This window comes from Bradyrhizobium sp. USDA 4354 (genome assembly GCF_054060315.1).
On sequence record NZ_JBSSDC010000001.1, the window covers coordinates 7,837,203 to 7,850,799 of the forward strand.

A 13,597-nucleotide genomic window follows, 5' to 3' on the forward strand; every position below is an offset into this window, starting at 1 on the left:
GAGGGTTCCTGGAATTGCACGGCGCTGGACGCCGCGAATCACGCATGCTTGACGGATGCTGCGGGTTCTAACATTCGCAAGCCCGCGGCAGCTAGCTTGCGATAGGTTCGAAGCGGCCATAAGAGCTGCGGACGAATCAACCGAGAGGGCGAGACTTGCCGATGAATGAGGCATGCAGGTGAGGATCATCGACGCCGACGCCGCATCCGGATTGATGGAGCCCGTCACCGCGCTGGTGGTGAAGGCGGGCGAAGCGATCCTCGCCGTCAACCGCGCCGCCATGCGGATCGACGGCAAGCAGGACGGCTCGCCGGTCACCGAGGCCGACCTTGCCGCCGACCGCATCATCGCCGACGGCCTCGCGCAGCTGGCGGGCGACGTTCCGACGCTGTCGGAAGAGCGGACCCAGCTCGCCTCCCCGCCGTTTCGGGGCAGCTTCTTCCTGATCGATCCGCTCGACGGCACCAAGGAGTTCGTCGCCGGCCGTGACGAGTTCACCGTCAATCTCGCGCTCGTGACCCGGGGCGTTCCCTTGCTCGGCATCGTCAGCGCGCCCGCGCTCGGACTGCTGTGGCGCGGCATCGTCGGCCGTGGCGCCGAGAGGCTCAAATTCAACGGGGCAACCCTCGTTACCGCCGAGCCGATCCACACCCGCAAGCTGCCGACGCGGGGGGAGCCCTGGATCGCGGCGGTGAGCCGCTCGCATGGCGATCCCAAAAGCGAGGCGTTCATCGACACCAGGCCCGGCGCGGTGAGAAAGACCTGTGGCTCGGCGGTGAAATTCGGCCGGATCGCGGAAGGCAGCGCCGACATCTATCCCCGCTTCGGGCCGACTTCGGAATGGGACGTCGGAGCCGGCTGCGCGGTCGTGACCGCGGCTGGCGGCAAGGTGACCGACGGCAAGGGCGGCGAGCTCAGCTTCGGCCAGCGGCGCGACAGCGGCTTCATCATCCCGGAATTCATCGCCTGGGGCGACCCGCAGGCGGTAGGTTGCTACTGACCGAGCTTGTCCTGCAAGGCCGGCCAGCGCTTGCCGACCTCATAGAGGAAGCGCCCGGGATCGGCGACGAAGGCGTCGCGATTGGCTTCCCGGCTGAACAGATAGAGCCGCTGCGCCACGATCGCGAAGAAATGGGGATTGCCGGCGATGGTGACGCCGCGGGCGATATCGGCCGGATCATAGCCGCCGAATTGCGGTCCGTAGATCTCGGGATGGGCCAGGAAGGAGGCGCGGTTGCCCTCGTTCCGGAAGCGCCAGACAACACCCCAGAGATTCGCCTCGAACTCCGCCGTCCCCTGCACCGCCGTGCCAGCGACGAAATAAGCGACGGGGTCGAAGCCCTCAATGGCGACGCCGGTGAAGCGGTTGACGACGATCCGCTCGGTGGTGGCGGCCTCGACCGGCAACTCTGGGCAGGCGAACCAAATGCCCGCCAGCAGGTAGACGAGGCGGGCGATCAAGGCAATTCCGGGGCGCAAAGGGCTATCTTCCTGCCGTTGTGCCGTCATAGTTGCTGCGGATAACATCGGAGTCGAGGGGACATCCGGCGCAACCTAGAGCCGCGCCTGTTGGCGTCAGGTTAAGGAAGCGATCGGATTCGGTACCAGGGGTTCTTTTATGACTTTCGCATCACGCCTTGCTGCGCTCGCGCTTGCCGCGATGATCGGCTGGATCGTGCCGGCCTCCGCCCAGCAGGCGCCGCCGCCTAACCTGCCGCCGCCGCAGCGGACCCCGACGCCCAATACCTATGGGCCGGACGAGCTCGTCACGGCCGGCCACCGCTTCTTCGGCAATGTCTCGCGCGGGCTTGCCTCGATCATCGAGAAGGCGGTCAGCCAATGGGGCCTGCCCAACGGCTACATCCTGGGTGAGGAAGGCTCCGGCGCCTTCGTCGCGGGCCTCCGCTACGGCGAAGGCACGCTCTACACCAAGAACGCCGGCGACTTGCGCGTCTACTGGCAGGGCCCCTCGCTCGGCTTCGACTGGGGCGGCGACGGCGCCCGCACCATGACGCTGGTCTACAACCTGCCCGCCACCAATGCGATCTACCAGCGCTTCGGCGGCATCGACGGCTCGGCCTACATCATCGGCGGCTTCGGCATGACGGCGCTCACCGCCAACAACATCGTGCTGGTGCCGATCCGCTCCGGGCTCGGCCTGCGCCTGGGCGCCAATATCGGCTATCTCAAATACACCCCGCGGGCGACCTGGAACCCGTTCTAGGCCGTCGCCCTCCCCACTGCCCACCGATCAAGGTTAACGACAGAGCGGGGCTGGCTTTTCGCCGGCCCGCCATGGCATTGTCGTGGTGAATTTTTCCTTAAGCTTGGGAGTTCTGGCCCATGGTCGAACCGATCATGTACCTGGCGATCGGTTTCCTGCTCTCGATGCTGTGCGGGCTCGCGATCGTGCCGCTGGTGCATAACCGCGCGGTGCGCCTGACCACGCGCCGGTTAGAGGCCGCCACCCCGCTGTCGATGGCCGAGATCCAGGCCGACAAGGACCAGCTCCGCGCCGAATTCGCCATGTCGGCGCGGCGGCTCGAGATGAGCGTCGAGCAGCTCAAGAACAAGACCACGAGCCAGCTTGCCGAGCTCGGCAAGAAGAGCGACGCCATCAATCGCATGAAGATCGAGCTGGGCGAAAAGAACGCCACGATCTTCGCGCTGGAGGCGCGCGAGAAGGCGGTGAAGGAGCAGCTCCGCGCCACCGAAGAGGAGTTCAACGCCAAGACCGAAGCCTTGCGCGCCGCAGAGATCGCGCTGGCCGACAAGCAGGCCGAGCTCGCCAAGATCAACTCTGAACTCTCCGACCGCTCGATGATGGCGGAGAGCCGCCAGGTCGAGCTGGTCGCGGTGCGCGCGCAGATCGAGGAATTGAAGAACCGCGTCGGCGATGCCGAGAAGGAATTTGCCGCGACGCAGGCGCGCCTCGCACAGGAGCGGACCGAATCCGAGACCGCCTCGCGCCAGCTCAGCGAGGCTCGCGGCCGGGTCGAGAATCTGAGCCAGCGCGTCACCGAGCTCGATCGCCAGCTGCTCGTGCAGGTCAAGGAGGCCGAGATGCTGTCGGGCCGCGTTGCCGACCTCGAAGGGCGCCTTGCCACGCAGGGCAAGCTGCTCGCCGAGCGCGACTATGAGAACAACCAGCTGCGCCAGGCCAACGAGAGCAATGAGCGCACCATCAAGGAGCTGCGCGTCGAAATCGCCGCCTTGAGCGGCGGCAAGTCGTCGGCTGCCATGGAGCAGCTGCGCGCGGAAAAGGCCACGCTGGAGGAGCAGCTCCGCACCGCCCGCGACGAGCGCGCCAAGCTCCAGCGCGACATCAACACGATCCAGCAGCAGGCGGAGAGCTCCTGGGCGACCGAGCGCATGGAGAACGCGCTTCTGCGCGAGCGCATCAACGACATCGCCGCAGAGGTGGCGAAGCTTGCAATGCAGCTCGAAGGTCCGAACTCGCCGATCGAGGCGCTGCTCGCGGCCGAGGCCGGCCAGCCGCCGAAGCCGGCACCGCGCCCGGCCAACGACGCCGCGAGCAAGGGCGCGGCAGCAAGCCCCCTGCCCGAAGGCGGCGGAACGCTCGCCGAACGCATCCGCGCGCTCCAGGCCCACGCCTCCCGCGCCCGCCAGCAGGGCGCGTGAGAGGTCCGAAACCCGGCTTCCCGACCGATTGCGTGGCCAAGGCAAGGTTTTCCGCCCCCGTGCCGCCTGAAAACTTGACACCTTCGGCCGGCACTTCTAAATCGCGGGCTCCGAGTGTGCCGGCCGGCCGAAAGTCCGGCCGCCTGCATGATGGTCCCGGGCGCATAGCTCAGCGGGAGAGCGTTCCCTTCACACGGGAGAGGTCCAAGGTTCGATCCCTTGTGCGCCCACCATTAACGCAATAGAATCAATAACTTATTTGACCATCTCCCGCCGCATGTGCCCTGGAAATCTCGGGGTACAGCTGGGGCACAGACGCCAGCTGATATGTGATTTGATCGCAGGCTGTCTGCCATCGCTCCGCGCGAACGAATGCCACCAGTGCAGTTGCTATTGAGCCCAGTCGACTCGGAATCGCTCGCTCGGGTCCCGCGCCTGAGATCGGCGGGTTAAGGTGGTTCATGGTAAGTCAGAAAGTCGCTGCGCGATTGCAGGTTGGACCAAACTGTCTGCTGTTCTTTATCGACGAGACTGGCCACGAGACGTTTGCCGACAAAAACTACCCGGTTGGGTGGGTGCGCGATTAACAGCTCATCGGCGGCTGCTGTCATCGCCGAGCCATGGCGCGCGATGAAGGCCGCGCATTTCGGCGGTGAAGATGTCCTGCTGCATACCCAACAGCTGAACAGCTTGATGCCTCGGGGCGCTTTGCGCGCCAAAATACCGCGTTCACGCACTTTGATGTGGGCGGCGGCTGCCGTCCAGATCCCACCTTGGGGATTGGCTTACTCAGACGATAGGCAAATCGCTTCCACAACTGTATGTTTTGTATGTTTTTCTGACAGATTTGCAACGGCCGGAAGGTCTTGGATTTGCATAACTTGGCGCTGCGGCGAGCAGCGACGTTGCCGTCGCAGTGGAACACGTCGACGACGTCGTCATCATGCGCGATGGCAAGGTTACCGATGACTTAATTGCGGAACGCAATGCCAGAGACGATCAGAAATGCCAGAGCTATGGCGCGCGGCCTGGGAGCGACGCTTACGTAAATTGTCGCGCTCAATTGGACAGTGCGCGCACGACGGCGACTGCCATCGACAACGCGGCCCCAGCTCAAACAAACGTAGTTGTGCAGTCCTCTGGTTTGCCGACCCCCATGCCCTCTACCGTTCCGGGACAACGTTGTACGTCGCGCGGGCCATTCTGTTAAACTTTTGATAAGCCGAATTTTAGTTGCTCCGTCGGGCAATACAGTGGTTCATAGGGTGCTGGTGAATGGAGCCAGTTTATGCAGAACGACCCTGAACTCTCGGAACTGGCCAAGATTGCGAAGCTCAACGGAGATTTCAAACGGAACTACGGCACACTGCTCGGCGCATTCCTCTAAAGCCCGCGTGTTCAATAAAGTCAGACTTGAGTGACAAGAACTTTCGTCCCGATAGAGTCGTGCGGATCGAATGCCGATGATCCGCATTTGATCGTGCTTACAAGCCGCGCGAAATGTGGGAGAACAAAATGGCAAGGCATGGCCCTCCTCCCGTGGGACGCGAAGCAAAAGTGACAGGCCGATACCTTCAGGAAGCCCAACGTCAGGCCGGCATTACGGTAGCGGAACTAGCGGAAAGCATGGGTGTGAGGGAGACACATGTTTACAATTATTTCAAAGGAACGAACCGCGTCCCTTTCAATCGGCTAGTTCTTGCCAGCCGCGCTTTGGGTGTTCCTCTTGAATACTTCGTGCTTGGGCCATCATACGTGACGCAGGCGCCCTACGTGATTTTCGAACGCAAGACGTACGAAGACCACATCGCACCGTTGCGCTTCCGATTGCCTCCCCCCACGCAGGCTGATATCGCGGCATTCAGAAAAATGGCGGAAGCGAAAATTCCCGATGCCGCAAGACGCGAGAGCTTTATCAAGCGTTGGATTGAACACTTCAATCACCTTGAAGCTGGCAACTCCCAACCTTGGGTGACTCTTCGTCAAAAGCGATGAAGTCCTGTCACTCTCCTGTCACACCCTAGCTGCCCTTGCAGCCGGTTGCAGAAGCGCGATCAAAGCTGTACTATTGATTTTGCAGCGGTTTTTTGTGTTGCTGGATAGAGCGTTGCCCTCCGAAGGCAAAGGTCAAACGTTTCGAATCGCGTCGCCGATCCAGCACGATGTCCAGATGGTCGTCCTTGGATGCTCGCTCCGTCCGTCGCATCGGGCGAGGGCGTTGCGTCGGACCGGACCGCGGCAGCGCGCAGGCCGCCGCCTCCCGCGCGTTCAGGCCGGCGAACGCTGGCCTCTCCCCGCAGAGTCGCTGCGGTACCGGATGGCCGAGGTCCGGTAGTACCGCGCGCAGATGGCCGCCATGGCCTCGATCAACGATCCCCACGGCGCCGGAAAGCGCTCTTCCGCCATCACCCGGTGCAGCATGCGCGTATAGCCGGCCAGCTCGTCGTTGAGGAACTCCACCACAGGCATAGCTGGATAGCGCTGCAGCAGCAGGATCGCCGCGTTGTCGGCCTCGCCGGCCGACGTGTCCTTGTCGCGTCCGTGCAGATCGTTCTGCAGGCGCCCTATCGCGGAGATGAGCCGCAGGACGTGGCGAAACGCCGGACGCGCGCGCAAGGTCGCCATGTCCAGCCCCCACAGCAACGACAGGCAACAGAACACGTTCGCGTAGGCTATCGAATCGATGCCGTTGTGCAGGTACTCGGCGTAGGACCAGCGTTCCCGCCCTGCCGCCTGCGCGTGTCCGGCGCGCAGCGCCGCGCAGTAGCGCCGGGTATCGTCGAGAAGCTGAGCATAGTCGCGACGATCGTAGGCGAGCGCGGCCAGCGAAGCGCGCAGCACAGAGCAGCCCTCGAATCCGGGGAGCGCGCACGGCTCGCCCTGCCCCAGCGCCTGCTCCACCGCGGCGAGCTGCTCCGGCACGATCAGGCCATGGTCGTTGCAATCGTCGAGCCAGAACAGCAGCGCCAGTTCGCGATAGAACGCCAAGATCAGTGTTTCGTCCTGCGGATCGCGACCGGTGCGGGCGCTGATGTCACGCAGGCTCGGGCGGATACGCTGCAGAATGTACTGGCCGCCGCTGACCGCTTCCACGGCATGCTCGTCAGCGAACCCGGTCAGGGAACGCCCCCACTCCAGCACCTGATGCAGCGCGCGTTCTGGCTGGATCATGGCGCCGCTCCTGCTCCCTCGGCCAGGACGCGCCGCCCCCAACGAAGCGCCAGCCACAACCCGGCGAGTTCGGCCACGCGCACGACCCGAGTGGGGCAATACAGTTCCTTGCCGATCCACAACGGCGCTTTCGGCAATGCATGCGCCGCATGGCGGGCGAGCATCCACTCCAGCGCACGCGCCACCACCTGCGCGATGCGCCGGCGCCCTGTGGTCTCTTCGCTCTCGTCCATCACGCGTAACGCGAACAACGCATAGGCGGTTTCCTCGAATGTGGACGCGCGACCGGCGCCCCAGCCGCCGTCGCCGTGCTGCGCCTGCAGCAGCGCCGCCAGCGCGCGCTCGTCCCGCCACTGGGGCTTGCCTTGCGCCAGCGCAGCGACCGCATGCGCGGTGGGATACAGCCACGAAACGTGCCATTTTTCGTTGTCCCATAGACCGTGCGGGTTGCGATTGGCCTCGACGTAGGCGCTGGTGCCGGCGGCGGGCTTTCCCAACAGTCGCAACGCATGCAGGGCGTGGATGTTGGTCGACACCGAGGCATTGCGCTCGCCGGGGAAGGTGACGAACAGCTCGCCGATTTCAAAATGGCGCAACGCATCGACCGACGGGTCGCGGCCTGCAAGGTGCAGGACGCACAACGCAACGGCGGTGTCGTCCGCATCAGCCGCAAAATGCAAGGCCGGGCCCAGACCGCGCACGCCCAGGCGGGCGTCGAGCTGCGCGACAATCACGCGGACCGGCTCGGCGAACGCGGGATGCGCGAACAGCCCTGCCAGATGCAGGGTGTACAGCGACCAGCATGGCTCGAACACATTGATTGGCCAGACGTTGGGAATGACGCCTTCGATGCCGCTGCGCGTCGCCCGCGATGCCATCCGGAGATACGTTTCGGCGCGCCCGGCCTGCGGCGTGCTTCCCCGCGTCACGGCGTGCGCACGCCAGGCGGCGGTGGCCGCCGGACTGATGCCGATGCTGCCCTCGTCATCCGGGCATGCGGTCGCCGGCGACGTCCCCCAGGCTTCCCAGGAGTGCAGCAACGGATGGCCGCTCGGCAACATCGCCACCGCCGCCAGCTTGTCCAGGCACGCTTGCCGCAACGGCAACAGCGCTGGATGGCGCGGAAACGCTACGCCACCTAGCAAGGATGCGGCCTCACCGCAAAGCTGCGGCAGGATCAGCTCCGCGCCGATCGGCGCGTCTTCCGGCACCGCATGCGCGTAGGGATCGGGCTGGCGCTGGAGGAACCGGGTTGCCGCTTGGACTGCGTCGGCAGCACCGGGAAGAGGATCGGCACGCTGCAATGCCAGTAACGCTGCCCACGTGGGCGCGTGGCGGAACAGCGGGAAGTCCGCGCTTCCCCATCCGCCGTCGGCCTGTTGCTGCGCGATGAGCCACGCGTATGTGTCCTGCCGACCGGTGACGTTGCCGTGGAAGCGCAGCGCTCGCGCCGTGTCGTAGACGGACGGACCGACGCTGCCGCCATCGGTCATTTCGCCTAGCAGGCGGCGCAATTCGGAAAGGATCTGTTCGGACAGCGCGTTCACGCGGGATGTTCCTTTTGCAGACCGTTGACGAGAACCGGGATCGGGCAGACACCGCGCATGCCGCCGCAAGCTCGTCGCATAGGCAGCGCCGGACGGCCGCACTGCTCCGGCGCGGCGAGGTCCCCGATGCTGGCGCCGGTCCGCCGCGTAGGCTTGCGCGCAGGGCGCCGCGTGCGCCGCGGCGGGCAACCGCTGCGATCGGCACCGCGACTCGGACAAAGTGCAGTATGTACCTCTGTCGCCGGTCGATCGCTGCGGCACGGGGGCGTCTCCATGCGGACGGGCGCGCTCATGCGCATGGCGCGTGCTTGAACAGATACGCGTTGGCCCGCTGTAGGAGTTGCGCCAACCGTTCAGCACGTGGCCCCAGCGGCGCGATGGCCTCCCCGGCATCGCGCAACAGATCCAGCGCGAACTGGCGTGCTGCCTGCAGTCCCATGATCGACGCGCAGGTCGGCTTCTGCGCCGCCGCGTCCTTGCCGGGGGTCTTGCCCAGCGTCGCGGTATCCGCTGTCACGTCGAGAATGTCGTCGATCACCTGCAACGCCAGGCCGAAACAGGCGCTGTAGTGATCGAGCGCACAGTACAGCGCAGCGTGCGCGGCATTCTCCGCGACAGCGCATAGCGCGCCCATGCGAACGGACGCGCGCACTAGCGCTCCGCTCTTCATCCGGTGCATCGCCACGACCCTGTCCAGCTCGACGTGCTTTCCAACCAGCGACAGATCCATGGCCTGCCCGCCTGCAGCACCCTTGGCGGACACCGCCTGCGCCAGTTCGCGCACGAGCGCGATACGGTTGTCGCCCGGCGGATCCAGGCTCGCCAGGGTCAGGAAGGCGTGCGCCTGCAGCGCATCGCCGACCAGGATCGCAGTAGCTTCGCCGAACTTGACGTGCACGGTTGGAAGGCCGCGGCGAAGCACGTCGTCGTCCATCGCGGGCAGATCGTCGTGAACCAGCGTACAGGCGTGCATCATCTCGATGGCGGCGCCGACGTCGTCGAGCATGTGCGCCGGCGTGTCGGCCAGTGCGCCGGCAGCCAAACAGAGCAAGGCGCGGGTGCGCTTCCCGCCGTGCAAGGTGGCGTAGCGCATCGCCGCCATCAGCTCGGTCTCACCGTCATGTTCGGCGCAGAGAAGACGCGCCAGCACCTGTTCGACCCGCTTTGCGCCCTCCTGCATCCAGATCTCGGGCAGGGGCGCGCCGGATGCCCCGCGCGCCTGCGCGCCCAATCCGCCGAGCGCGGAATCACCAGTTCTGTCATCCTGTGGCGTAGAACCGGTCTGCATGTTGTTCATGTCCTTGTCCCTGACAGGCGAGCCGCCGCGGTGTTGTCTGCGTCGCACCGTGCGCGCGCGCCGAGTGCAGCAATGCCGCGCGTCGCCGGCGCCGCTGCCTCGCCACACGGGAATGCGATGCCAGCTCATGAGAATCCGATGCGGATAGTCATGGACGGATGTGCGGTCGGGTAATAGCGCCGGCCTTTTTCGACACCGCTCAGCAACCGCGGCCGCGCCCCGCCCTCGTGCATGGTCAGCGCCAAGGCGATGCAGAACTGCACCAGTTCCAGCCATGCCAGGTGGTAGCCGATGCAGACGTGTGGGCCGGTACCGAACTGCAGAATGTCCACCGGCCGGATCGGCTCGGTGCGTTCCAGCCACCGCGCCGGGCGAAACTGATGAGGCGCCTCGTGCAGCAGCGCCGAGGTCGAGAAATGCAGCAGCGGGATGCACAGATCGGTGCCCGCGGGAATGCGCCGTTGGGCGAGTCGCAATTCACGCACTGCGCGACGCACCAGGAGCGGCGTCGGCGGATGCATGCGCAGCGTCTCGCGGAACAGCGCCTCGGCGACCGGACACTGCGCCAAGTCCGCGTGCCGGGTCGGCACCGCGCCCACGCGTTGCGCCTCCTCGACCAGAGCGTCCCACAGCCCAGGCTGCTGCGCCAGCTCGATCACCATCCAGGCCATCGTTGAGGCGGTGGTGTCGTGACCACCAAGCAGCAGCAAGCGGATATTGGCGACCAGGACCTCATCGGAGAGCGCATCGTCGCTGCGATCGAAGGCGCTCACCATGTCGTTGATCAACCCGGTGCGCGCGGCATGTTCGCGCGCGTCGCGAACGAACTCGCGCAACCGCGCATCGATCCAGTCGCGGGCGGCGCGACCGCGCCGCAAGGGCAGTCCGGGCAGGTCGACCGGGGGCGCGACGATCAACTGCAGCAGTTGCCGGTACCTGCGACGCCATTCCGGCAGGTCCTGCGCGGGGATTCCCATGAGGCTGAAGATGAGCTTGAGCATCAGATCGCCGGTTTCGCGCAGGATGGTTACGTCGCCCCGGTCGCGCCACCTCTGCACCCGCGCCCGGATGACGGGCGCGAACAGCTCGCCGATGCCGGCCTGGGTCAGCCCCGTGGGCAGGAACGCCGCCTGGATCGCACCGCGCGCCTGCCGGTGCGCGCCGCCGTCCTGGGCGACCAACGTTCCGCCAAACAATTCGGGCGCGATATCTTCGATCAGCGCCGAGGACACGTCCTTGTGCCGGAGCAGTGCGATCGCATCCGGATCCAGACAGGTCATCATGTGTCCGGCAGGGCCGAAGTCCAGCCAGAAGTGGCTGCCCAGCCTCCGTTCCGCGTGCCGCAGCAGGCGCGGCAGGTCGCAGACGATGGCGGGAAGATGCCCGACCAAGGGGAAAGCGCCGGGCACGATCGGGATGTCGTGCCGCAGCCGATTCCGACGGTTCAGCGGGTTGAGCAGCATGTCCATCAGCAGCGCGGGGACGCGGCAGCTTCGGCGGACTCGCCGGAAGGCCGGGCGGCGCGGCTGTTGCCACCGTCGGCGTACGTCGGCACATGCGCCAGCATGCCGCCGTCGATGCACACGACCTGGCCGGTGATGAACGCAGCATCGTCGGAGAGCAGGAACGCCACCAGCGCGGCCACGTCCTCCGGGCGGCCGACGCGCGGCAGGAGCTGGTGCCGGCGCAGATGCCGTTGCATGCACTCGTCCAGCTTGGCGAGGAGACGCTCGGTCATGATGAGACCCGGCGCAACCGCGTTGCAGCGGATCTGCGCATGACCGTACTGGGTGGCGAGCGAGGCCGATAGCATGTTCATCGCCGCCTTCGACGTGGCGTATGACGTCAGTGCGGTATCACCGCTGAGCCCCTGGCACGACGACATGTTGACGATCGCGCCACCGCCGCGGGCGATCATCCGTGGGATGGCCTGCCGGCAGCAGAGCAACGTGCCGCGCAGATTGGTTGCCATGGTCTGATCCCAGACCGCCAGGTCCAGGTCGAGGATCGCGCGGTCGCGCGGAGTCAGATGCATGGCGCCCGCGTTGTTCACCAGGAGGTCGACCGCATTGAAGTGCCGCTCCGCCGTCTCGAACAGCGCTGCCACCGCCTGCGCCTCGGCGATGTCGATGGCCAGGGCCAGCGCGCGGCCCGCCTCGGCCGCGATTTGCGCGGTGCAGGCCATGGCCGCCGAGCCATCGATGTCGGCGACCACCACTCTGCCGCCCTCGCGCGCGATGGCGAGGGCGCATGCCTTGCCGATCCCGGCGCCGGCGCCGGTCACCACGGCCACCTTGCCTTCAAACCGTCCCATGGTGTCCTCCTGGATTGCGTTGGTCTCTCGCGGCATGCCGCTCCGCCTCCGCCGGAGAAGGCGCACTGTCGGCGCTGGCGCGCTCGTCACCGCCAGCTTCGCTTCTGATGACCCGAATGGCGGCGACCGGGCACTGGCTGGCTGCGAGCCGCACGGCGGCGTGCAGCGCCTGCGGGACTGTCGCCCCGCACACTTCGGCCACGCCGTCCGGTTCGCGCTGGCGAAAAGTACCCGGTAGCGTCAGCACGCACTGTCCGCTGGTTCCGCACAGATCCTGGTCGACCACGACGCGCATCTCAGCCCCCTGCGCACGCAGCCGCACCGGCACCGCGCGGAACGTCCTAAGGAACGCGGAGGGCTCCCGGGTCGGCAGCTCGGCCAATGCCAGCGTGGGGAAGCGCGCATGAATCCGCGGCAAACTTTCGGCCAACTGCACCCGGGCCAGTTGCGCACCGAGGCAGAAGTGGATGCCGTGGCCGAAGCTCAGCATGATCTTCCCGTCGGTCGACATGCCGGGACTGGTGCCGTAGAACCGCTCGGGATCAAAGCGGTCGGGATCGGCGAAGGCGTCAGGGTCGCGATTGCCGGACGCGATCAGCACGCGCACGTCCGCGTTCTTCGGGATCACCACGCCGCCTAATTCGATGTCGCGCTGGGCGATACGCGGAATGGAGCTGAACAGGGCAGGCGCGTCGCAGCGCAGGACTTCTTCGACGAATGCCTTCACCCCCATGGCGTCTCCCTGCAGCCAGTGCCGCTGTTCGGGATAGGCCAGCATCGCCAGGACCGCATGGTCGATGGCCGCAGCAGTGGTGGCGAATCCACCCAGCAGCATGCCCCACAACATGCTGATCAACTCCGCATCTGACAGCGTGTCGGCATCATCGTCGTGTGCGCCGACCAGCATCGACACGATGTCGTGGCAGGGATCCGTGCGCTTGCGCTGTATGAGACGGCCGAAGTAGGCCTTCACTCCGGCACTGGCCGCGTCCGCCGCGGCCAGCCGGGGATCGCTGGCGTGCGGGCTCAGGCCTTCCAGAATGGCGCCGATGCCGGCGGCGAGCCCGAACATATCGTCCTGGGGCATGCCAAACAGTTCGGCGAAGACCAGTATGGGCAAGGCCAGAGCGAATTCCCGATGCAGGTCCACGGCCTCCCCGCGCTCCAGCGCGGGCGCCATGCCGTCCAGCCGCGCTTCGACGATGCGCGCGATGCTCGGCCGCAGGTTGTCGATCTGGCGTATGGTGAAATCGCGCGAGATCAACCGGCGCAGACGCGTATGCGTCGGTGGGTCCTTCATCGCTAGCGTGGAGGCCAGCAGATTGAGCGACACGCTGGTCGCCGCATGCGGAAAATAGCGCGCCAGTTCGCCCGGCGCCGGTCCCCGAAACGCATCGCCCGTGGCCTTGAGAGCCCAGTAGATGTCGGCGTGGCGGCTCAACAGAAAGAGGCCCGACGCCGCGCGATGCACCGGGTCGTGCTCGCGCAACCACCGCATGAACGGATACGGGTCGTGGATCCACGCCGGCGACGCCAGTTCGGCGAAGGCGTCCCGGCATGCTGCCGTGGTTTCTTGCACGTCCATCCTCGTTACCTGTTGGCTGGCTGATCTGACCGGTGCACGGC

General features: G+C 66.0%; 11 protein-coding genes, 1 tRNA gene and 1 pseudogene. 5 read left to right on the top strand and 8 right to left on the bottom strand.

Going from position 1 to position 13,597, the window contains the following annotated elements; translation table 11 throughout:
• Nucleotides 1-172: 172 nt before the first annotated feature.
• Nucleotides 173-1,000: a 3'(2'),5'-bisphosphate nucleotidase CysQ family protein gene (locus ACVIIV_RS36365; protein ID WP_456748499.1), complete on the top strand. Its 828-nt coding sequence runs from the start codon at nucleotides 173-175 to the stop codon at nucleotides 998-1,000.
• Here the strand turns inward: ACVIIV_RS36365 and ACVIIV_RS36370 are convergent.
• The gene (locus tag ACVIIV_RS36370) at nucleotides 994-1,479 is read right to left on the bottom strand and encodes a YHS domain-containing (seleno)protein (protein WP_456748500.1); all 486 of its coding nucleotides are present in this window, start codon (nucleotides 1,477-1,479) and stop codon (nucleotides 994-996) included. The genes ACVIIV_RS36365 and ACVIIV_RS36370 overlap by 7 nt on opposite strands.
• A 139-nt stretch (nucleotides 1,480-1,618) precedes the next feature.
• Here ACVIIV_RS36370 and ACVIIV_RS36375 point away from each other — a divergent pair, with 139 nt between their 5' ends.
• From ACVIIV_RS36375 to ACVIIV_RS36390, 4 genes are all read left to right on the top strand, one after another.
• Nucleotides 1,619-2,224, top strand: a complete 606-nt coding sequence (locus ACVIIV_RS36375; RefSeq protein ID WP_456748501.1) for a DUF1134 domain-containing protein — start codon at nucleotides 1,619-1,621, stop codon at nucleotides 2,222-2,224.
• 119 nt (nucleotides 2,225-2,343) lie between these two features.
• Entirely contained in the window at nucleotides 2,344-3,642 is a 1,299-nt protein-coding gene (locus tag ACVIIV_RS36380) for a hypothetical protein (RefSeq protein ID WP_456748502.1), read from the top strand.
• 158 nt (nucleotides 3,643-3,800) lie between these two features.
• Nucleotides 3,801-3,875, top strand: a tRNA-Val gene (locus ACVIIV_RS36385).
• A gap of 1,282 nt (nucleotides 3,876-5,157) precedes the next feature.
• Complete coding sequence (locus ACVIIV_RS36390; protein ID WP_456748503.1) at nucleotides 5,158-5,637, top strand: helix-turn-helix domain-containing protein; 480 nt, start codon at nucleotides 5,158-5,160, stop codon at nucleotides 5,635-5,637.
• Between the two features lie 273 nt (nucleotides 5,638-5,910).
• Here ACVIIV_RS36390 and ACVIIV_RS36395 read toward each other — a convergent pair whose 3' ends face one another.
• From ACVIIV_RS36395 to ACVIIV_RS36425, 7 genes and pseudogenes are all read right to left on the bottom strand, one after another.
• Nucleotides 5,911-6,813 (bottom strand): terpene synthase family protein, encoded by a 903-nt coding sequence (locus tag ACVIIV_RS36395; RefSeq protein ID WP_456748504.1) that lies wholly within the window; start codon nucleotides 6,811-6,813, stop codon nucleotides 5,911-5,913.
• Nucleotides 6,810-8,360, bottom strand: a complete 1,551-nt coding sequence (locus ACVIIV_RS36400) for a hypothetical protein (protein ID WP_456748505.1) — start codon at nucleotides 8,358-8,360, stop codon at nucleotides 6,810-6,812. Before ACVIIV_RS36400 ends, ACVIIV_RS36395 begins: the two co-directional genes overlap by 4 nt.
• 289 nt (nucleotides 8,361-8,649) lie before the next feature.
• Complete coding sequence (locus tag ACVIIV_RS36405) at nucleotides 8,650-9,648, bottom strand: polyprenyl synthetase family protein (RefSeq protein ID WP_456748916.1); 999 nt, start codon at nucleotides 9,646-9,648, stop codon at nucleotides 8,650-8,652.
• 134 nt (nucleotides 9,649-9,782) lie between these two features.
• Nucleotides 9,783-11,126, bottom strand: coding sequence for a cytochrome P450 (locus tag ACVIIV_RS36410; protein ID WP_456748506.1), 1,344 nt, complete (start codon nucleotides 11,124-11,126; stop codon nucleotides 9,783-9,785).
• Complete coding sequence (locus tag ACVIIV_RS36415; protein ID WP_456748507.1) at nucleotides 11,126-11,971, bottom strand: SDR family oxidoreductase; 846 nt, start codon at nucleotides 11,969-11,971, stop codon at nucleotides 11,126-11,128. Before ACVIIV_RS36415 ends, ACVIIV_RS36410 begins: the two co-directional genes overlap by 1 nt.
• Nucleotides 11,958-12,266 (bottom strand): ferredoxin, encoded by a 309-nt coding sequence (locus tag ACVIIV_RS36420; protein ID WP_235885947.1) that lies wholly within the window; start codon nucleotides 12,264-12,266, stop codon nucleotides 11,958-11,960. The genes ACVIIV_RS36415 and ACVIIV_RS36420 overlap by 14 nt, the downstream gene beginning before the upstream one ends.
• A gap of 6 nt (nucleotides 12,267-12,272) precedes the next feature.
• Nucleotides 12,273-13,556, bottom strand: a pseudogene (locus ACVIIV_RS36425) (cytochrome P450); the annotation flags it as partial.
• Nucleotides 13,557-13,597 lie beyond the last annotated feature (41 nt).

What these genes read in the sequence shown, in the direction of transcription:
- ACVIIV_RS36375 (WP_456748501.1), top strand. Translation starts at nt 1,619, where the DNA reads ATGACTTTCGCATCACGCCTTGCTGCGCTCGCGCTTGCCGCGATGATC.
- ACVIIV_RS36380 (WP_456748502.1), top strand. Translation starts at nt 2,344, where the DNA reads ATGGTCGAACCGATCATGTACCTGGCGATCGGTTTCCTGCTCTCGATG.
- ACVIIV_RS36415 (WP_456748507.1), bottom strand. Translation starts at nt 11,971, where the DNA reads ATGGGACGGTTTGAAGGCAAGGTGGCCGTGGTGACCGGCGCCGGCGCC.
- ACVIIV_RS36420 (WP_235885947.1), bottom strand. Translation starts at nt 12,266, where the DNA reads ATGCGCGTCGTGGTCGACCAGGATCTGTGCGGAACCAGCGGACAGTGC.
- ACVIIV_RS36395 (WP_456748504.1), bottom strand. Translation starts at nt 6,813, where the DNA reads ATGATCCAGCCAGAACGCGCGCTGCATCAGGTGCTGGAGTGGGGGCGT.
- ACVIIV_RS36410 (WP_456748506.1), bottom strand. Translation starts at nt 11,126, where the DNA reads ATGGACATGCTGCTCAACCCGCTGAACCGTCGGAATCGGCTGCGGCAC.
- ACVIIV_RS36365 (WP_456748499.1), top strand. Translation starts at nt 173, where the DNA reads ATGCAGGTGAGGATCATCGACGCCGACGCCGCATCCGGATTGATGGAG.
- ACVIIV_RS36405 (WP_456748916.1), bottom strand. Translation starts at nt 9,648, where the DNA reads ATGCAGACCGGTTCTACGCCACAGGATGACAGAACTGGTGATTCCGCG.
- ACVIIV_RS36390 (WP_456748503.1), top strand. Translation starts at nt 5,158, where the DNA reads ATGGCAAGGCATGGCCCTCCTCCCGTGGGACGCGAAGCAAAAGTGACA.